Raw genomic sequence first — 21,316 nt, 5'->3', positions numbered from 1 at the left:
CACTAATGAATCCGCAGCAATACTACTATTAAGTAATCTTGCTTTTAGCGCACATCCGCTTCATCGCAGTGCACGCGTTTTATACCGTCCTATGATACAACCTATTGCATTGTTACGTCATCTTTTTATGATTTTCTTTTTAAAATTTTATAGAAATTTTCATATCACAAGTTATAAGGAAATAACTAAAAAGCTTTTATTTTATAACGATTCTGGCTTATACGATTGCATTTTGACTAATATGTTGCAAAAATAAAAATATATTGTAAGAAAATAAATCCGACTACGAAAACAATCGTGAAGTAATATGCAAAATCAAAATCAAAACCAAACACAGAACTTATCAGATTGCCAAATTGAAGCGTCAAAAGAAAGTTCAATGATATTAGAAGAAAGTTCAATTCAAGAACGCGAATTAGCAAATAACCATACTATTAATACGCTTCTTAATCGTCGTTCTATACGCGCTTTTAAAAATGAGCCGATTGACCCACAAATTGTTAAAACTCTTGAATCTGTGGCTCAGCGCGCCGCTTGCAGCCAGTTTTTAAACGACTGGTCCGCGATTAAAATCACTAATCCTGAAATAAAGCAAAAGCTTTCAGAAATTGGACATCAATCTTATATTGCTACTACTCCACTCCTATACGTATTCGTTATCGATCAGCACAGAAATTCTGTAATCGCACGTAAAAATGGCATAGACGTAGATGGCGACAATTTCACTCTTAAAACAGGATATCGATTCTCTCAATCGCAAAACGATGCCATTCTTGCACTTCACGCTATGGAAACAGCAGCAGAATCACTTGGACTCGGATGCGTAATTCTTGGTTCAATTTTGAATAATATTTCTGAACTAATTGAACTTTTGAAATTGCCAAAATACACGTATCCAGTACTAGGACTTGCAATAGGCAAACCTGATCAATCCCCAGAACTGAAGCCTCGCATGGATTCCAGCATGCAATTCTTTGAAAACGAATATCCGAGCAGCGATGATTCTTTAATTGAAAAACTAGCTGAATTCGACGAAAGAGTTCACGAATACTACGATTTGCGCAATGCAGACAAGCCAGTTGACGCGTTCAGTGCTCAAATCGTGAAGCTTTCCGTGGATTCTGGCGCTAAAAACCATAGTTGCGAAACGCAATTAAACAAACAAGGCTTTACGTTCAAAATCTGATTCCTACCTTTGCCGAGGTTTGTATCCGCGTTTTCTTGATTTTGGCTTGGTTGTTTCAAAACGCGAGCGCGTATCGTAATATTTGCGAATTGCAGGATTTGAATGAGTTAAATGCCAGCAACTGCAATATTCGCATTTGTAAACCCAAAGTTGCGCTCCACGCTCTCTAAGACTTTTATCCGCTGCAATAAGAGCCTGCCCTTTATTTGTATACATTATTTTTTGAGTAGATTCACATCTGCGCGGAGTAAAGAAATACATGTAATTCATGGTATCACTACAGCAAAATGCGCAAGTAAACATGTTAACAAAAGCATTCAAACCTAGTAATAAAAGCATTACAAGACTACAGATTGCGCAAAATCGTATTCAAATAAATCAAAATAAGAAATCACAATAAGTTCAATTTAGTGTCTTTTAGTTCAATCAATTAACCAAAATTCAATTCAAACTTAACTAAAATTCGACTAAGATTCAATTTTTTGAAAACTACTGTACAAATCTGGCTCCTATGAGTAATATTGGGCAAATAATTCAATTTAATACTTATACTTTGAACTTTATTGTGAACTTTATTATTAGTTTATTCTCAATTTGTTCTCAGTTTGTTCAATTTATAAATGTTGATTTTACGGGCTTCTATAAGAAAGACAGATTATGGCACAGAATTTTGCTGACGAGCTTAAGAAAGCTATGAAAACACAAGGCTATAAGCAGATTGACGTAATCGAGCTTGCAGCAAAAAACGGCCATAAACTTGGCAAAAGCCAGTTAAGCCAGTATTTAAGCGGCAAAACTGAGCCTCGCAAAGACGTGCGTAACATGCTTGCCGAAATTCTTGGAATCAGCGTCAATGATAATGAAAATGTAATCAAAGGTGGGCATTCCTGCGCAAAAACCGAGCAAAACTGCCAGTCTTCAGAAGAATCACAATTAGATCAGCCGCAGCTTACAGAAGAACAACTTTCCGAAACACTCAAGCATCGCAATTTCAACAAATCAAGCAAACTTGAGCACGTGCTTTACGATGTTCGCGGCCCGGTTGTTGAAGAAGCAAACCGCATGGAAGCAAACGGAACGCATATTCTAAAGCTCAACATTGGAAATCCTGCGCCTTTTGGATTCCGCGCTCCAGACGAAGTGATTTACGACATGCAGCAGCAGCTTATTGACTGCGAAGGCTACTCGGATAGTCGCGGACTTTTCTCTGCGCGCAAGGCGATTATGCAATACGATCAGCTTAAGGGCATTCCAGGCGTGCAAATGGAAGATATTTACACTGGCAACGGTGTTTCCGAGCTGATTAATCTTTCTATGCAAGCACTGCTTGATTGCGGCGACGAGATTCTTATTCCAAGCCCAGACTATCCTCTGTGGACTGCGTGCGCGAGCTTGGCTGGCGGCACTCCTGTGCACTACATGTGTGACGAAAAGTCGCATTGGTACCCAGATATTGCCGATATTCGCTCTAAAATCACTCCTCGCACTAAAGCGATCGTGATTATTAACCCGAATAATCCTACGGGCGTGCTGTATAGTCGCGAAGTTTTGGAAGAGATTGTTAAGATTGCGCGCGAGTTTAATTTGATTATTTTTGCGGACGAGATTTACGACCGTCTTGTTATGGATGGAAAGAAGCATATTTCGATTGCTTCTCTTGCTCCAGACGTGTTCTGCGTAACTTTTAGCGGACTTTCTAAATCGCATATGATTGCTGGCTTCCGTATTGGTTGGATGAGTCTTTCGGGAGATAAATCCAAGGCTCGCGACTACATTATGGGACTTAACATGCTGTCTAATATGCGCTTGTGCTCGAACGTTCCTGCGCAGTCGATTATTCAAACTGCTTTGGGCGGATACCAGAGCGTTAAGAAGTATTTGGAGCCGGGCGGACGCGTGTATGAGCAGCGCGAGTATTGCTATAACGCACTTCAGGAGATGGATGGCGTAAGCGTTGAGCGGCCAGACGCTGCTTTCTACATGTTTGTAAAGCTCGATCCTGCTCGCTACAACATTCACGACGACGAACAGTTTGCGCTTGATTTGCTGCGCGATCAGAAGTTGCTGATTGTGCACGGAAAAGGCTTTAATTGGCAGACTCCAGGCTACTTCCGCGTAGTCTACTTGCCGCGCTTGCAAACGCTTCGCGACGCAATGGGCAAACTCTCCAGCTTCCTCTCCTACTATCGCCAGTAGAAAAAATAATTTTTATATAAACAAAAGAATTATGCATATAGTGCCACGCTAAAAAAACTTAACGTGGCACTATATTTTTCATAGGAGGAAGGAATCAAAGTATTTACTACGCAGCCTATTCTCGTATAGATGCTGCTGGACCAATTGACTCACGCAGCAGCACAGTAATAGGTAAACATACATGATGTGATGATGCTCGTTCATACCCAGCATTCAAAGTCTCTACTATATATTCAGCAGCTAAACGTCCTTTAGTTGTAACAGGCTGTTTAACTGTTGTCAACGGTGGATTACTACATGCAGACTCATCTAAATCATCAAAACCTGTAACAGAAATATCGCGTGGGATTTGCAAACCAGACTGTCTAGCAGCATCCATTACTCCAAACGCAATAACATCACTAAAGCAGATGAACGCAGTTGGGAATACAGAATTATTTTGTTTTATTTGTGAAAAAGCTTCTTCTCCTCCAGTACGAGTACATGGCACTTCAATAACATTTTCTTTATCAACCAGTGGAGCTATTCCATTCTCTTCTAAAGCAGAAACCACACCATCAATACGACGACGAATTGTTCCATGCCAAGAAAGATACCCATCATCATCGCCTGATTCTGGAGAAATCACCACAAAATTGCGATGACCTAATGAAATAAGATGCTCAGTTAATTCCTTCATAGCGCGCGTCTCATCAATATTGATACTTGGAGCCTGACTATGCACCTCACTGTCAACAATAACAAATGGCTTTCCTTGCTGCATAAGAGCTTCAACTTCACCACGATCTTCTTCTAAACCAGTTACTATAAAACCGTCAACTGCAGCATAAGGAATTGCTTTTAACATAGAATTACGAAGTGGGGGCACTAAAAGAAGTGTCAATCCCTCTCGCTCACAGATTTGCCCAATACCCTGAATAAATTCCGAATAGTATGGATTTTCTAACACTCGCCCTAATTGCTGTGGTAGTAACAATCCCAAACTATTTGTCTTTTGAGTTCGCAGCATATAAGCAACAGGATTACGCACATATCCTAGTTCCTTTGCAACTGAAAATATGTGTTCTACAGTTTCTGATGATAAGCGATCAGGAGTATTATACGCAAAGGAGACAGCAGATTTAGAGACATGCGCCGCGTCAGCAATATCCTGCATTGTAATTTTCTTTCCCATGCTTCACACTTCTTACTTCTACATTATTTTTACTGTTGAGCTTGCAATACGATCATAGAATTATCTTTATTCGGGCGCCAACTATCTCCAACAGTTACACCATTTATAATTCGCCAATTATGATTTTGCAATTGTTGAGGCAGCTTCGATGAATTATATTCTACCAAATTATTACGTGAAATAATCATCAAAAGAGATTCTTCCTTATGCTCTCGCGAAATAATGACAGTATCTTCGTCAACAGCGTAACAACTTTGTGTGCCTCTTCGCAACGCAATATGATCACGCCGCAATGCATTTAATTGAACAATTGTACGGAATATTTCAGCATTTGTATCAAGACTATCCCACTGCATACCAGAACGGCACCCTGGATCATTATCGCCAACCATACCAAGCTCATCACCGTAATAAATCATTGGAGCACCTTCGCAGGCAAACATGCAATAGTACGCGGTTATGCAATCCTCAGTATTATTTTGATGCGCAGTTAAAACACGCTCCGTATCGTGACTACCCAACAAATTCATCATTCCATGGTGATAACCATACGGTATTCGCTCCTGCAAACGGTTAATACCGTCAACAAAATCGTATGCATTGAATCGCTTTGTCGCAGTAAAACCTAAAATCAAATCACGCAGAGTATAATTCATTGTGCTATCGGTAGTGTCTCCTTGCAACCATTGAGCAGGGTCTCTCCATTCTTCAGCTATCAAACATAATTCCGAATTTTTTGCTTTAACAACTTGCCTAAAGTCCTGCCAAAATTCTGGATAAATAAAATATGGAACATCAAGACGATAACCATCAATACCTTGATCAATCCAATATCTTGCAACATTAAAATGATGCTCACGCACCTTTGGATTAAACACATTCCACTTCGGTAGATATTCACAACCAGAACAGGTTTTATAATTAGGCACAGGCAATGACTTAACTGGAAAGTTTTTCACTGAAAAATAATTAACATATTCTGAATTCTCTTCATTTTTAACAACATCTTGAAACATCCAATGAGTTTTACCACAATGATTTAAAACTGCATCTAGTACTATACGTATATTCCGCTTATGCGCTTCATCTACCAATGTATGAAAATCTTCAAGAGTTCCTAAGAGTGGATCGATTTTGAAATAATCGTTTGCATCATAACGATGATTTGTTGCAGCAGAAAAAATTGGATTCAAATAGAGCGCGTTGCACCCTAAATCATGAATATAATCAAGTTTTTCTGTAATTCCAGCAATATTACCGCCTAAGAAATTCTCACGCGTAGGCTCAGCATCCCATGAATCAAGCGGCACATGACCTTCAGTTAGCATACCGTAGCCTTCAGAACGATAGAAACGATCAGGAAAAATCTGATAAAATCTTGCATCAGGCAACCACTGTGGTATAGGCATAATAAACCCCATCCTTAATATTTCTACAATTTCTAATCTTTCATACCCGTATTTGCAATTCCTCTAACGAGCGCACGTTGGAAGAAAAGGAACACAATGATACTTGGTATTGTTGCAGTCAAAGTTCCTGCCATCAAATAATTCCAAGAGGTTCCATAACGCCCCACGAAGGATGATAAACCAATCTGGATTGTACGAGTTTCATCCGTATTCGTAACCAATAACGGCCAAAGGAAATCATTCCACGCAAAGAGAAAACTGAAAATACCAAGCGTCGCAAACGCTGGGTATGACAATGGAACGATCAGTTTGAAGAATATTCCGAACCTGCCACAACCGTCAATGCGCGCTGCATCATCAAGATCTCTAGGAATTGTTGCAAAATATTGGCGAAGTAAAATAATGCCAAACACATCTGCAAGTCTAGGAACAACCAAAGCATACAGCGTATCAACCCACCCCAAATTAGCGACTATCTCATAGGAAGGAATAACAATCACAAAATTAGGAATCATCAATGCAGAAAGCAGCAGAATGAATATTGTTTTCTTCAAAGGAAATTCTAAACGCGCAAAAGCGTAGGCAGCAAAGGCATCCAATATTAAATGTCCTACAACAATTCCTACTGTCATCAATAGCGTATTCCAGTAATATTGCGCAAACGGTGCCGCTTGCCACGCGTGAATATAGTTTTCCCAGTGCCATGATGTAGGAAAAATTGAAGTATTCGTGTATGTTTCAGCACGCATTTGCAAAGAAGTAGTGAACATCCACAAAAATGGAATGATTACTGTTGCTGAACCTAAAATCAGAATCGCATGACGCGCCAAACGCGACCATAATGATGATTTCATTATTCTTCTCCTTGTGCTCCAGAAACTTTCCATTGAATCATAGTCACGCCTAGCACTAGCGCAAGCGTAATGAACGCTATTGCTGTTCCATAGCCAAAATCACCAAGTTTGAACGCATCACGATACATCATCATGCCAAGCACTTCCGTTCCTCCGCGAGGCCCGCCACCTGTGAGCATGTATGCAAGGTCGAAGGATTGGAAGCTCGTTACTAATGCCTGAACTACTACAAAAAACGTCATTGGAGACAGCAATGGGAAAGTAATCTTCCATAATTTTTGCCAGCCAGTAGCTCCATCTAATGCAGCCGCTTCATATACGCTTTTTGGCAATGCTTGCAATGCAGTTAAATACAAAATAGCGTTAAATCCAATGTTTTTCCACACGGTCAAAAGAATTAATGCAATAAGCGCAAGCCAGCGATTTTGCAACCAATCTGGTCCGTGTATATTGAATTTCATCAACACACTGTTCACAAATCCAGAAGAATCAAGCATATATTTCCACACAATGGCTGCAGCTACAGAAGATGTAACCACTGGAAGGAAGTAAATACTACGATAAATACTCCTACCTCGTATAGGTGCATCAAGCAAAAGTGCGAGCAATAACCCAGTCAGCACACTTAATACACATACACCAGCAGCATAAATAATTGTTACCATTAAGCTGTTGAAAAACTCAGGATCTTGGAAAAGACGAGCATAGTTTCCCAAGCCAATAAATTTCTTTTCCGGAGAGAATCCATCCCACGATGTTAGTGAAATATATACAGCAGACAACACAGGGTACAGCACGAAACCACCAATAATAAGCACTGCTGGAAACAAGAATACCGCAGCACAAATTACCTGATCTTTCTGGTAGCGCCTGTGCACAGACTTGAGAAAATGACGTTTTTTCATTACATACTCCTTGATGCAAAGAACTCCGATAGCTGAGCCAACTTTATTTCATTCGACCCAGCTATCGGCACAGTATTTATGCAATCAGCCTTTGGCAATCACGTCGTTTACTGCCTTTTCAGCATTCGCAAGCGCTTCGTCAACACTCTGCTCTCCAGCGAAAGCCTTCTCCACAGCCTTTGCAAATTCAAAGGAAATCTTTGGATATAATGGCGTATTTGGACGTGTATGAGCAATCTCCATTTGTTCCACAAACGGAATTAAACGAGGCTGTTCCTTCTTAACCCAATCCAAATACTTATCAGACTTTGCAACACTCTTCGTTACAGGAAGCATGCCAGTCTTTTGCGACCACTTAATCACCTGTTCTGGCTGCAAGAACCAGTTCAAGAATTCGCCAGCAGCCTTGGCACGAGCGTCAGAATTATGGAAGACGATTGCTTGTTCACCACCGAGATTGGTTGCTTCCTTGCCATCCTTTGGATGAGGAGCTTTCGCTACACCGAAATCAAATGGTGGATCTGGCGCCCAGATGCCAACCATCCAGCTGCCTTCCTGAGCAGAACCACCCTTGCCCTTTTCAAATTCGCCCCACTTAGCATATGGGCTCACACCGCTCTTGATAAGATCCATCCAGAAGTTCATAGCCTTCTTGCCTTCTGGCGTATTGAATGCAGCCTTAGAATTATCCTTCGTCAAGAATTCGCCGCCAGCTTGCCACAAGTTGACCTGGAAGTTCCAAGTTAAACCTTCGCCGTTATCTCCTGCTTGAGTGAGCAAATCATACCCTGGCTTGCCCGTCTTTTCCTTGATTGTCTTTGCAACTTTCTTCAACTCATCCCATGTTTGTGGTGGTTTGTTAGGATCTAACCCAGCTTCTTTATAAACGTCCTTGTTGTACATATACGCAAGATTATTGGCAGTCACTGGCACAGAAATTTGTTTACCGTCAATATGACCATAGTCAATCAATGCAGGAGTCACATCATCGAGCGTTTTCGAGCTGATAACCTTAGAAAGATCAGTCAAATTGCCCATTTTTGCAATCTGTGGCACCCATACCAAATCACTTATAGAAATATCTGGCAAGCTCTTCGACGAAGCCGATGCACGAAGCTTCGTCATAAAATCAGAATTCGGGACGCTCGCAGTTTTAATCTTAATATTTTTATGCGAAGCATTAAAATCCTTCACCATTGCATCAAAGGTATCAGCATTAGCGCCATCCCAATAATGCCAAATGGTAAGCGATGTTGCACCATTAGCGTCGGACGATTTTGTACTACCGCACGCACCTACGCTAATAATCATTGCAGCAGCACCAATCAGTGCACATATTTTTGTAAGTTTCTTCATTGTAACCTTCTTTTTATCTGCATGTGTTAACTTGCACTCATTTTGCATTTAGAAAATGGATGACGAACTATTCTCTAAAGCATCAGAAAACAAACTAATAATTTTTTTATTCTTTGTTGTATGACTACATAACAAGCAAACAATTTTTTAATTGCCGCAAACACTGGCTCATATAAATCTACATGTCATGTTCACACAGGCACCAAATTAAAAATGCACACTTGTTTCTACCTCCTCCCCTCCAACTCCGAAGACATTATCTTTAGATGCCCACTGTTTGTCATCAAGCAATGCCTTAAATTGGAACTTTTTACCTTTAGGTATTCTCTCCATTTCAAATTCCCATATGTCATTACCCAAATAATGACATGCACGACCATAATTCCAAGAAAGTGGATAAGTATCTCCTCTTACAGTTAGCGAATGACCTAAAGGAACATTCGCGTGAACCATAATTTTCGTAAGATTCCGACGAACTGGGTGATACTCAGAAGTAGATGTCTCTTTGGCAAAAATAGCGACATCATGCGAAGATAACAGCACCTTAATCTGTTTACCAGTTACTCCTCCTGGCACAACAGTTGCCTTACGATTCGTATTCATCATATCTGTCAAAACAGTTCCTACAGAGATATGACTTTCTGCTCTAAGAGGTATAGTAACCATCTTTTCACCCCAAGTATTATGAGCAACTGTGATAACCTCATCGCTATTATCCTTGGCCATACGAGAGAAAGCATACACATCTTTGGCAGACCACATCTCAAGTTGACGACCTGTCCTCAATGAGGTGTGTTTACGACGAATCTCTGTTAATCGTTTAATATGCTGGTATAACGGAGATTTAGTGTTAAACGATTTCATATCTTTACGATTATCCTTATTTGCAATAGGGACTTCTGAACCATTGCCATTACCGTCATCAGCCTGTTCAGTGCCATAATAAATAATTGGCAAACCGCGAGTAGTCATCATAAACGACAAGGCAGAACGTAAACGTTGATAATCATCATTTGCCCAAGTCAAGAACCTTGCTCTGTCATGATTATCAATAAATGTCTCTAATTGGTTTGGATTCCTATATTTCGTATCCTGCGAAAATAGTTTCCCTAAGTCACGCATATCCGTGTCTGCTGAAAAAGTTCTACGCACAGTGAAGAAATAAGGAAAATCTAATGCACCCCATTCGTAGTTTTGGTAATCAGCAACATAATCAACATCGCCAACAAATATTTCTCCAAATGATGGAACCCCAACTTCTTTCTCAAATTTCTTTAACCAAGATTTCGGAATAGAACGAGCAGCATCTACTCTCATTCCATCGAAACCCATATCAATCCAATCTTTATATGTCTTAATAAGATATTTAGAAACCTGCGGATTAGACTGATCAAGATCATCTAAACCACCAAGATCACATTGCTCTATATCAGACTGCGATTCAGTATTATCGAATTTGCAATCACCAAAATGATGATAAAATGTTGGATTATTCAAAAACCCTTCTGGATGATATGCCCCATTATATTTACGAGCATAAGCATCAAGATAGTCTGACGTGTGATTTGTCACAACATCGAGAATCATCTTTAATCCACGATTATGAGCTTCATTAATAAGCCTTTGCAAATCAGCTTTACTACCAAAATGTTTATTTGGTGTTGCAAAATTTTTAGTAAAGTAACCATGATAGCTTGCTTCTTTACCATCTTTTGACAACGGTTCTTGCTCAGACACAGGAGAGATCCAAATTGCAGTAACACCCAGCCCTGCTATATAGTCCAAATGATTAGTTAGACCTTTCCAGTCGCCACCATGATAAAAACCTAAATCATTAGGGTTATATTCACCATGACCAAAATCATTGTTGGATGAATCACCATCCGCAAATCTATCAACTAAGACTTGATAGATAACATCACCTTCTTCCAATGGTCGCATACTATGAGCAGTGTTCGCAAAAGCAGAACTAGATGAATTAAAAAGTAATATTACACTAATAAAAAATGAAACTATAAAAAATAAAATCCTACGAATAAATGCGCTAAACTTCATTACTCGAGAGTTCATTTCAGTCTCCTTTGAACCGTGATGCTAAACTCTTGTAAATCAATTTACTACATTGTTGAACAAACGTCAATCCCTTAAAATAATTACATGTTATCTACTTGCCGCGCTTGCAAACGCTTCGCGACGCAATGGGCAAACTCTCCACCTTCCTCTCCTACTATCGCCAGTAATTATTTATGCATCTTGCTTGCAAGCCGCAGCGATGCAAATCACAACACAAACAACAAAGCGCAAAGTAAGTACATTTCGGAGTAGTTAAGGGTATTTCGGAGTAGTTCGGAGTACTTCGGAGTAAAACACAGCAACAAACACAGCAAAAACCCAACAAAGCTATACGAGAGTAGGGCTAAGCACACTTCGGAGTATTTCGGAGTAGTTAAGAGTACTTAAGAGTAAAACAACAATGTACTTAATAGCGCACTATAAATACCATTAATTTACGCATGACATTCCAGTCAAATCATTGAAATACTAACACTCTCTATATCCTTCCTTTGATATAGTAATCACAAGAATTATTCGTATAAAAATCGCGCAGTAATGCTTCGATATTTAAGGCGGAACAATGGAAGAGTACAAGATTGAAGAGATTAAAGACCTGAAAGAAGGTCAGTATTTTGATCGTAAAAGTGCTCGTATAAAGCCTAAAGATATACTAAAACACGTCATTGCCTTTGCCAACGCAGACGGAGGCACATTAGCTATCGGCATCGATGATAATGGCGAATTATCTGGCACAAATTATACGGAGGCTCATTCTTTAGACGAATACGAACTAGCGATCCAACAAGATATCATTGGTCAACCTTCAATCGATTACAGCAAGTTAGAATATGAATCCGAAGATGGCAAAAATGCATTATTTATCATTCATATTGATTGCTCAAAAAATAAACTTATTAAAAATCGAAGTGAAGAAGTTTATTTAAGAATTGGAGATAAAAGCGTCAAACAAAATTACTCTCAAATTAAGCAATTAGAGTATGCTAAAGGCGAAAGATTATTCGAAGATAATCTAATTCCAGACGCTAACCTGGCAGATCTTGATGAACAACTGTTGAATGAATATAAAAAACAACTTAATTGCGAACATTTACCTAATAAGCAAGTATTAGAAGCTCGCGGATTTATGCATCAAGGTCAACTAACTGCCGCATCAATTTTAATGTTTGGCAAAAATCCAAGCTATTATTTCCCACAAGCTCGTCTGAGATTCCTGCGATATGAAGGAACCCATCGTGAGACTGGCGCACGAATGAATATTGTTAAAGATCAAACCTTTGACGGACCGATTCCAACAATTATTCGCCAATCACAAACAGCTATACGAGCGCAATTGCGCGAATTTGAATATCTTGGAGACGACGGAAGATTCAAAGTCGTACCAGAATATCCAGAATTTGCTTGGTTTGAAGGAATTGTTAACGCAGTAGCACATCGCGATTATTCATTAAGAGGCGATTATATTCGCGTCAGCATGTTTGACGATCGATTCGAGATATTCAGTCCTGGTTCCTTGCCAGATATTGTTACATTAGAGAATATGCGACATACACGCTACGCTAGGAATCCTCGTATTGCTCGCGCATTAGTTAACTTCGGCTGGGTTCGAGAACTCAATGAAGGAATTAATAGAATTTATGAGGAAATGGCGGAATTTTATCTCAATGATCCTCAATACAGCCAGCCAAATCCTTACTCTTTATTGCTGACGTTAGAAAATAACTATGCTTCGCGTCAAATGCGTGTGGACGATCATATAAATGAGTTAGAGGAAAAACTAAATAATGGCGAGTTCAATGAGAACGAGCGAAAAATTCTCGCATATTCATATAGCAATGATCGAATTACCGTAAAAACAGCTGCAAATCTTATTAATATGAGCGAAGCTACAGCGCGAAAATTATTACGTGGACTTGCTAATAAACACGCTCTACTGTGGCATGGAAACTCTAAACTTGACCCTAAGCAATATTATGCACGCATAAAAGATTAGATCAAGCACAGAGAAAACAGTTAAGAGTAGTTAAGAGTAGTTAAGAGTAAAACACAGCAACAAACACAGCAAAAACCCAACAAAGCTATACAAGAGTAGGGCTCAGCACAGTTAAGAGTAGTTAAGAGTAGTTAAGAGTAGTTAAGAGTAAAACACAGCAACAAACACAGCAAAAACCCAACAAAGCTATACAAGAGTAAGGCTCAGCACAGTTAAGAGTAGTTAAGAGTAGTTAAGAGTAGTTAAGAGTAAAACACAGCAACAAACACAGCAAAAACCCAACAAAGCTATACAAGAGTAGGGCTCAGCACAGTTAAGAGTAGTTAAGAGTAGTTAAGAGTAGTTAAGAGTAAAACACAGCAATAAACACAAAGAAAGCCCAACAAAGCTATACAAGAGTAAGGCTCAGCACACTTCGGAGTATTTCGGAGTAGTTAAGAGTAGTTCGGAGTAGTTCGGAGTAGTTCGGAGTACTTCGGAGTACTCCGAAGTAGTTAAGAGTAGTTAAGAGTAGTTAAGAGTAAAACACAGCAATAAAACACTCATTTCACTCGCAGTCCAGAAAAAGGTGTACATATCAAGAGACACATATCATTCAGAATATGAAAGACATTCATAACATGAAAGAAAAAAAAAGAGAAGGAAATGAACGCCGCGGCACGAATTCGCACGACTCTTATTATTGCCGTTTTATCGCTTAATGCTTTTCTTTTAACGAGCTGTAGATTTGGCGTGAGTCTATATCTTTTAATGCATGTTGACTTATCTCACGCAGCGCTTAACGCGGTATCCGTAGCGCTTATGACCTGCATAGCAGCACCGCTTGGCGGCATTATCGCAGATAAATATCCACCAACTAGATTGTTTATAGCGCTAACGTTCTGTTTTGCCTTGTTGTGTGCTGGATATGGTTTCGCTTTAGTAGCACAGCATAATCTTATTTCTATTATGGTTACGCTACTCGGCATAATATTCGGGTTCTTTACTGCATTTTCTTCGCCTAATCAAAAAGTATTAATGGCATATAGCGTACCGACTGGCGAAAAAACCAAATTTTTAGCAAGCATGCGCATGTGGATTAATCTCAGCAGACTTGCCGCACCTGCGATTACTGGCATATTTGTTGATATATGCAATCCTCTCATTTTCTTTACGAGCATTGCTATTGTGATGATACTGGCGGCATTACCTCTACTGTTAGTTAATCTAAGCCAGCAATCACAAAATAGCGCAAACAATACGAAAACAGGAAGCAATACAGGAAGCAATAAAACTGCTGGTTTTGCAGCTTCTCTACACTATATGAAATCTACACCATGGCTAATAGTCTTAGGAGTAGTATCCGCATTACAATCTGGATCATGGCTTGCCGCATTCAGACTAATGGGAGCACACCATTGTCTCACGCTTTTTCATTCGGCATCCACGTGGGGTTCAATAGTCAGCATATTTAACATTGGCATGATCGTGGGTTCGCTATTATGCAAATATATTGTGCTGCACTATGAGATTTTATACTCTATTTTATTACCTGGATTCCTTTCTATTCCTTTACTTATTTTCGCACTTAATAATTGGATTGCTCTTTTTCTTTGCTCTGCTTTCATTGCAGGTATTATTTTTGACGCAACTATTGTCTATGGGCAAACAGCTCTTCTCGACGGCATACCAACACACATTCTCGGCGCGACTACTACTTTTACTTCTATTATGGAGCAATGCGGCATTATCGTTGGGTATGCAAGCGTACTAGCATGGGGAAATCTAAATTCATCATTATTCATAATGATTGCAGCTTGCGTAATACTTGTTTCAACAGGTATAGCCTTATGGATTATTCAAGCTCGTAAACAAACATACCCATCAATGCTTACCAAAGATTATTGGACACCATCAACATGGGTAAAAAGAAGCATGTAACAAGCTATTTAGCGCGACAGCACAACAAATCCATACAAATGCAATTACATCACAGGACAATTAGCTTGCACATCCTGTTGGAATCCTGATGGATCTCCAAGTTTTGCTTTACGCATGTGCTCTTTGAAAAAGTTTCGCGTTGCATCATCACAACGATCTGGACCCATAAACGGCATGCTAGGCACTTTTTCAAGCTCATGCAAAGCTTTACTTGCCGCTTGCTCATCACTAGCATACGTGTCTAGCCATTGCCGTTCCCAAGCACACTGATAATAATTAGATGCTTGCGTATCACCATATCCACTCTGGAACTGACCGTCTTTTTCTTCTCCAACCAAGTTTGCAGGAGCTTTATATTTTTTAGGCCAACTAAGCTTTTCCACAGATTCCTGATATTCCTTCTCTATATGAGCAAAATCAACAATCTCTCTCGGCGAACTATTTTGCGAGCGCGCGCCACCCATACCACTCGCATTATTGTTGCCTACTCCTCCACACGCATTAAACATAAGAAGCGCACTAAGAACACCAATAATAAGAGTTGCTTTACCAATAGTATGATTATTCATTATTCCTTCTTTCTTATTTTTTGAAAATTAACGCAATGCTAATGCTGGTTGTAAACGCGATGCTTTTATTGCCGGCACCACACTTCCAGCAAGCGCTGTAATGAAAGCCGAAATAACAGCTCCAATAGCGGCTTCATATGGGTAAACTGGCGGACTAACTGGGCTTGCTGCATCCCAAAAACTTGATGCAATAGACACAAGAGCAAAAGAAACAGCGACGGCAGCAATCGAAACTATTAGTGCTAAAATAATCGCACTGCCTAACACGAGTGAAGCAATCGACCATCTAGTAGCACCCAAAGCTCTGCGTATAAGCAGTTCATGTGTGCGCTGCTCCAACGATGCTAAACCAATATTGATTAAACCTAGCGCGGAAACAAAAAGCAATAATGCTGCTACGATAGCAAAACTTAATTGCAATACTGTTATAACATTCTCGTAATCATCACTATTATCATGTCTTCTAATTTCGTTTACTTGCCCACCACAACAGTCGTAGAGAGCGTCTGAAACATAAGATTTAATTGATTTTTGAGAACGATTTTCCTTATTTAACCAGTAGATTGAGCCTTGAGCTTCTTTTTCAGAATATTCCCAAAGAGTTGGAGCGTAACGCAACAAGCCTAGAATATTCACGTATACTTTTGCTGAGTCTACGCCATCGTTCACAACTCCAACAATCCTTATAGGACTCATTTGTGTTGTTTTGCGAGAAGTAATAAATGCTACTTCACCAATCTTGTATCTTTTGCTAGCAGATTGGTTTACTACCATTTCTAATGCGTTGCTTTTAGCGCTATTACTAAACCATCTTCCACTTACAATAGGTAAGTTATAAACTTTGTTGTATCCTGCCGTAGTGTAAACAGCGTCAACATATTGAAGATTGCTGGTTTTATATTCTTTGCTTATTTTTACGCTCTTCAAAGCTGGCATAGAAGCGCTAAACAGTAGTCCAGTGTTTGGTTGTAGCATAACGTTAGCGTTACGATTTGAAGATTCAATGCGATTTAGAAATTTATTAAATACTGAATATTCGTCAAAATTTTGTGCTGAAAAAGTAATCTCGTATGTTGGTCTACGACCGTTTAGCTGTTCGTTAGTTGCAATAAGACAGTCCTTACCAACCGTGCCGATAAGCACTGACGCAATAACGGTAACGATGCCGATAAACATTGAAAAACCTGTGAGGAAGGATCTCATAGGAGACAGGCGCAAATCTTTAAGCAGCATGATCATAAAGAACACCGCCTTCCATAGTAAAAATGTGAGAGCAAGAACGAGCCACTTTCATATCATGAGTGACTAATAGTAATGTTGTTCCAGATTCTTGAACACGATCATGCAACACTTGAAGCACTTTTTCTCCCGTACTACTATCGAGCGCACCAGTTGGCTCATCGCAAATAAGTAATTCGGGATTAGTAACGAGAGCGCGCGCTATCGCGACTCTCTGCTGTTCACCGCCTGATAGCCTTCCAGGGTATTCGTTTAGTTTATCTTGCAATCCAACAGCACATAATGCTTCTTCTATCGTTTTTCTTCTTGTCTGCTTGCTTTGTTGTAGTCCTGCGTACAAAAGCGGCAATTCAACATTTTCTCTAATACTTAAATGCTTAATGAGAGAATAGTTTTGAAAAACAAAACCAATATTTCGAGCGCGCATATGCGATACTGTAGCATCACTACACTTTTGGATTGACTTGCCAGAATAATAGTATTTTCCAGTAAAATTTTTATTCAAAAATCCAATAATAGAAATAAGACTCGTTTTGCCAGATCCAGACCTGCCAACTACCGCGTATGTTTCACCTTGATTAAGTAGCATAGAAGAAGAATTAACAGTGGTAAGCCATTCGCCATTGCCTAGTTTCACACGCGCTGACACGTCTTGTAGTTCAACCAGTGGAACAGGATTGTTCTCCATAATCATTGCACTCCTGGAATGAGATCAGGAGAAACACCTGCTACAACATCACCCTCATGCAAGCCAGACGTAATTTCAATATTAGCGCCGTCACTGATTCCAAGACCAACTTCTTTACGCTCCCAATTATCGCCTTTCTTGTATGAAACTAAGCCTTTTTGAACTCTTCCAGCAACCGCACTAACAGGCAGAGTTAAAACCGATTGTTTATGCTTGCCATTAAAAACAAGCGTCGCATTTTGGCCTGATTCTACTTCTGTGCTTTTATCTATTAAACACGTTAAAACTTTTGACGATACACTAGGTGTACTTTGCTCACTAGATTCAGCCGTTTCAGTTGAATCAGCATTATCATTCTTGCTACTACCCGAGGCTGCAACATCGGTAGAAGTTCCACCGCTTTGTACTATTTGCAAACAATTGGTTGGTCCAACACCATCTTCAACTTGGAAGCGACCTTTAACATCTGCAATATCTGCAGAACGAAGTAAAGCTTTTGCGTTAAGGCTTATTGAAAAGCCTTCATATTTAAGGGTGAATAGCGGGAAAGATTTAGGCACGTCCGCAGATGATTCAGCTACTGACACAATTTTAGCGTCTACGGGAGCAATAATTTTGTTACCAGCATTGTAGCCTAAAATACTTCCAGCTTTTACAGCACTTCCTGCTTTTACCGATGGAGAAAAATTCCCTCTACTTACAGCAGCGATAACAAAGGTAGACGATTGTTCTATTGCTGCTTTACCCGACACAACTTGCGTTAAAGGCTGTTTTTTGACTGAAACAAGTGGAACTGAATCATGTGATGCCTGCTGCTGACTATTATCAACTGCTCTACCAGCGCATGCAGTAAGCAAACACGCTGGCAGAGCAGCTAACAAGAATACTTTCGTAAACTTACGCATAACACAAAGTTCCTGATTTAATATGTTAAATCTCCACCCCAAGTATTATCAAGAAAAATTCCAAAAGCTAGCATTCTACCTTGGAATGCGAATCTAGTTCCTACTAAAATATCATCCCATGCTTTAGTGCCTGTTCGATTCCACTGTAATGAATCACCGAATTGTGGACCACCAGATTTTTTCATATTACGCAAACCTAAACGAAGAACTCCAGAGGGCATATCTGTAATATGTAAACTAATTGGTCCAGTAAACTGATGAGTTCTTGTATAATCGTATTTTACAAGAGCGCCAGATGTGTTAAGTTGACCTGACACATAAGCTGTATCAGCATGAGCAATATTAGCCGCCCCAAAAATAAGTAATACACCTGATATAGACGCAATCACTACTTTTTTGAAAGATTTCATAATAACCTCCTTGTTAACTATTTATTTTATGAATTGTTACCAAAAAACTTTCTTTATTAATAACAACTCACTTTTGATTAAGCTTATCTTAAGGAGAAATTGCACTCCAAGACCTTGTATATGAAAACCAAGACAAATATTTTACAGGTAAAGCTATGTATCGATAAGATAATCACAAGATATAACTGAAAATACTACTTTTCAGTAAAAAATATGTGTTAGAACAAAAAGTGTACACGTTAACAACCTTTATTTATTTTAAAAAGAGGATAGTTACTATGTCAAAAACAGCTTTATCTCTCTGTTTCATCCTATTATTCTTGTTCACAAATGGTGGAACAACAACAACACAAATGGCAAATATCAATACAATAAACCAAATTAACCAAATTAAAGACAGAAATGTGTATTGTCCTATATTCATGCATGCTCTTGGTATGTGTTAAATTTACCATCAGCAACTCTTGCTCTAGTTGGAATAATAGCAGTGCATTCCCAATATCTGCTAAAACTATGAATACTCATAGAACCGCCCAACTGTTTTATAATATCACGATGGAGCTGAAGTCCTTTTTTAGAAACTGGACGAGTAACAGTTTCCTGCTTATTAAATGAAGAACACATGTTGAACTGTCTAATGACAATTTGTTCCCTTTCTACAGAAAAGCTCATTCTATACCACAACGTGGCATGTTTGCGTGTATTAATATACAATTCATCAATTAAATCAAGAACTTCACGAATAGCCTCGCAACTCATATCTGAGTCAATATCATCGTCGAATATTCTACACACAGATTCCCCATGCAATCCACATGTTTTATTGAGCGCGTCATTTTTCTTAATAACATAGTTAATGCGCTGTATAAATTCAGTACGAACATCTTGCAATATTCCATTATTATGAAGTAAGTCAATAATGCGATGGCCTTCTTCAAAGGCCTGATTCGCTAAAGTCTTCATTTCTTCAAAAGAAGCTCGTTGTTCCTCAGAAAGAGATGTGTCAAGTAGCGCTATCTCAATGTTCAGGATAAGATCAGCAATTTTATTAGTCATATGATTATGCATGCACACTGCCAATTGTAGATTGTGAACAATCTGATGTTCTTGTTCACGCAAAATAATTTTCTTATGTTGGATACGCAGAATCACACCTAAGGAAGCACAAAAAGCACTCATTAAAACATAAATAAAAAATAATTTAAAAGATGACGTAGTTGGGTAGTAGTAATAACAAAAACACTGTAATATATATGAAACTAAAAGTAATTGAATTGTAAGCCGAAGAGAATATACATAAGCAATATAAGTGAAAGTAAAAACAAATCCAAACGTTACTACAGGAGCGTAAATCATCGGAATAATAGAGATGCATAGATGCAACAAAACATAGCAAATACTCATTAAACGTGGCGATACCCAAATTAATAAATTTATAACCACGAGTGTAATATATAGTAACTTAGATATTGTCGAAATGTTATTAGCGTTGGCACAGCAATATGCATCCATTACACTGGTTATACAACTCAAAAACAGTAATGTTTTATTGCCAACAAACTTTTCGCGTAAACTTCGCAATAATGAAAGCGCCATTGATCCCCACACCCTTAATATTCATCATGTAACCAAGCAGCAATTAGTTGTGCACGGTTGAGAGTACCCATCTTCTTACATACACGACGAAGAATTGTCTCAACGGTGCCAATTTCAACAAATAATTTCTTCGCTATTTGTGCATTTGTCATGCCTTGCACGCATAGTTTAACAATTTCTTGTTCATGATTTGTTAATGCAAGAATACCAACTTTCGGCTTATTTTGTAATCTTTGGAATGCTACCATAGCATCATCAAAATGAATATTATTTATTTTCTGTGGGCAGAATATTCCGTTACTAATATCATCGAGCATGTCACAAATTATTTTTGGGTGATTCTTGCCAACGATGCACTGAGCACCTGCTACGGATGCTGTTAATGCATAATCTTTAATAGGAAACGAAGTGATAGCAATGATGATTGGACGCTCATATCTTCGTCGTAATTCATACAATATCCTGGTTCCAGAAACTCCAGCCATATACATATCTATCAACAATACGTCAGGACATTTTTCCGCACAAAGTGATAATGCTTTCTCATAAGAAGTAGACAACCAGCAAATATGACAAGATGGAACGATTTTCTCAATATAGGTTTTAATACCGCGTAAACAAAAAGAATCATCGTCAATAATTCCGACAGCAATCTGCTTTGCCATATCACTCCTTTGAAAACTGCAATATTTAAAATTGTAAGCAAACACCGTGTCTATAAAAACATAAAAATATAATCCACTATAGTAGTAATATTCTCAAAATTTATATATGCATCTGCTTGACAATAAACAAGATTAACCATATAAAGATTCCGAAGACACTTTTAACAACAAATACTTA

Annotated in this window: 17 protein-coding genes and 1 pseudogene; 4 read left to right on the top strand and 14 right to left on the bottom strand. The window is 38.9% G+C overall.

Annotated features, from left to right (window positions below; translation table 11 throughout):
- Nucleotides 1-379 precede the first annotated feature (379 nt).
- Nucleotides 380-1,186, top strand: a complete 807-nt coding sequence (locus HXT51_RS05095) for a nitroreductase family protein (RefSeq protein WP_415706395.1) — start codon at nt 380-382, stop codon at nt 1,184-1,186.
- Between the two features lie 3 nt (nt 1,187-1,189).
- Here the strand turns inward: HXT51_RS05095 and HXT51_RS05090 are convergent, their stop codons facing one another.
- Nucleotides 1,190-1,456 (bottom strand): hypothetical protein, encoded by a 267-nt coding sequence (locus HXT51_RS05090; protein WP_103085130.1) that lies wholly within the window; start codon nt 1,454-1,456, stop codon nt 1,190-1,192.
- 387 nt (nt 1,457-1,843) lie between these two features.
- Here HXT51_RS05090 and HXT51_RS05085 point away from each other — a divergent pair, with 387 nt between their 5' ends.
- A complete protein-coding gene (locus HXT51_RS05085; RefSeq protein WP_421776324.1) occupies nt 1,844-3,382 on the top strand; it encodes an aminotransferase class I/II-fold pyridoxal phosphate-dependent enzyme in 1,539 nt (512 codons plus the stop codon).
- Between the two features lie 115 nt (nt 3,383-3,497).
- Here HXT51_RS05085 and HXT51_RS05080 read toward each other — a convergent pair whose 3' ends face one another.
- From HXT51_RS05080 to HXT51_RS05055, 6 genes and pseudogenes are all read right to left on the bottom strand, one after another.
- Nucleotides 3,498-4,556, bottom strand: coding sequence for a LacI family DNA-binding transcriptional regulator (locus HXT51_RS05080; protein WP_421776323.1), 1,059 nt, complete (start codon nt 4,554-4,556; stop codon nt 3,498-3,500).
- Nucleotides 4,557-4,585: 29 nt separating this feature from the next.
- On the bottom strand, nt 4,586-5,965 hold the full coding sequence (locus HXT51_RS05075; protein WP_415692473.1) for a glycoside hydrolase family 13 protein: 1,380 nt from the start codon (nt 5,963-5,965) through the stop codon (nt 4,586-4,588).
- A gap of 32 nt (nt 5,966-5,997) precedes the next feature.
- Nucleotides 5,998-6,819, bottom strand: coding sequence for a carbohydrate ABC transporter permease (locus tag HXT51_RS05070; protein WP_415692474.1), 822 nt, complete (start codon nt 6,817-6,819; stop codon nt 5,998-6,000).
- Complete coding sequence (locus tag HXT51_RS05065; RefSeq protein WP_415692475.1) at nt 6,819-7,724, bottom strand: carbohydrate ABC transporter permease; 906 nt, start codon at nt 7,722-7,724, stop codon at nt 6,819-6,821. The genes HXT51_RS05070 and HXT51_RS05065 overlap by 1 nt, the downstream gene beginning before the upstream one ends.
- An 84-nt stretch (nt 7,725-7,808) precedes the next feature.
- Nucleotides 7,809-9,080, bottom strand: coding sequence for an ABC transporter substrate-binding protein (locus HXT51_RS05060; RefSeq protein WP_415692476.1), 1,272 nt, complete (start codon nt 9,078-9,080; stop codon nt 7,809-7,811).
- A gap of 984 nt (nt 9,081-10,064) precedes the next feature.
- Nucleotides 10,065-11,021: pseudogene (locus HXT51_RS05055) on the bottom strand (alpha-amylase family glycosyl hydrolase); the annotation flags it as partial.
- Between the two features lie 694 nt (nt 11,022-11,715).
- Here HXT51_RS05055 and HXT51_RS05050 point away from each other — a divergent pair.
- Both HXT51_RS05050 and HXT51_RS05045 read left to right on the top strand, forming a co-directional pair.
- On the top strand, nt 11,716-13,146 hold the full coding sequence (locus tag HXT51_RS05050) for an ATP-binding protein (RefSeq protein ID WP_421776322.1): 1,431 nt from the start codon (nt 11,716-11,718) through the stop codon (nt 13,144-13,146).
- Nucleotides 13,147-13,791: 645 nt separating this feature from the next.
- On the top strand, nt 13,792-15,066 hold the full coding sequence (locus tag HXT51_RS05045) for an MFS transporter (protein ID WP_421776321.1): 1,275 nt from the start codon (nt 13,792-13,794) through the stop codon (nt 15,064-15,066).
- A gap of 44 nt (nt 15,067-15,110) precedes the next feature.
- Here the strand turns inward: HXT51_RS05045 and HXT51_RS05040 are convergent, their stop codons facing one another.
- From HXT51_RS05040 to HXT51_RS05010, 7 genes are all read right to left on the bottom strand, one after another.
- On the bottom strand, nt 15,111-15,635 hold the full coding sequence (locus tag HXT51_RS05040; protein ID WP_421776320.1) for a hypothetical protein: 525 nt from the start codon (nt 15,633-15,635) through the stop codon (nt 15,111-15,113).
- Between the two features lie 27 nt (nt 15,636-15,662).
- A complete protein-coding gene (locus tag HXT51_RS05035; RefSeq protein WP_421776319.1) occupies nt 15,663-16,874 on the bottom strand; it encodes an ABC transporter permease in 1,212 nt (403 codons plus the stop codon).
- On the bottom strand, nt 16,858-17,568 hold the full coding sequence (locus HXT51_RS05030; protein WP_421776318.1) for an ABC transporter ATP-binding protein: 711 nt from the start codon (nt 17,566-17,568) through the stop codon (nt 16,858-16,860). Before HXT51_RS05030 ends, HXT51_RS05035 begins: the two co-directional genes overlap by 17 nt.
- A complete protein-coding gene (locus HXT51_RS05025) occupies nt 17,565-18,467 on the bottom strand; it encodes an efflux RND transporter periplasmic adaptor subunit (protein ID WP_421776317.1) in 903 nt (300 codons plus the stop codon). Before HXT51_RS05025 ends, HXT51_RS05030 begins: the two co-directional genes overlap by 4 nt.
- Nucleotides 18,468-18,484: 17 nt before the next feature.
- Nucleotides 18,485-18,877, bottom strand: a complete 393-nt coding sequence (locus tag HXT51_RS05020; RefSeq protein WP_421776316.1) for a hypothetical protein — start codon at nt 18,875-18,877, stop codon at nt 18,485-18,487.
- 420 nt (nt 18,878-19,297) lie between these two features.
- The gene (locus HXT51_RS05015) at nt 19,298-19,933 is read right to left on the bottom strand and encodes a hypothetical protein (RefSeq protein ID WP_415706405.1); all 636 of its coding nucleotides are present in this window, start codon (nt 19,931-19,933) and stop codon (nt 19,298-19,300) included.
- 554 nt (nt 19,934-20,487) lie between these two features.
- Nucleotides 20,488-21,138 carry a response regulator gene (locus HXT51_RS05010; RefSeq protein WP_421776315.1) on the bottom strand — a complete coding sequence of 217 codons (651 nt, stop codon included), beginning with the start codon at nt 21,136-21,138 and terminating at the stop codon, nt 20,488-20,490.
- Nucleotides 21,139-21,316: the final 178 nt, after the last annotated feature.

The organism is Gardnerella sp. KA00255, from assembly GCF_049244095.1.
GTDB lineage: Bacteria > Actinomycetota > Actinomycetes > Actinomycetales > Bifidobacteriaceae > Bifidobacterium > Bifidobacterium vaginale_F.
This window is presented reverse-complemented; position numbering and strand designations above follow the sequence as displayed.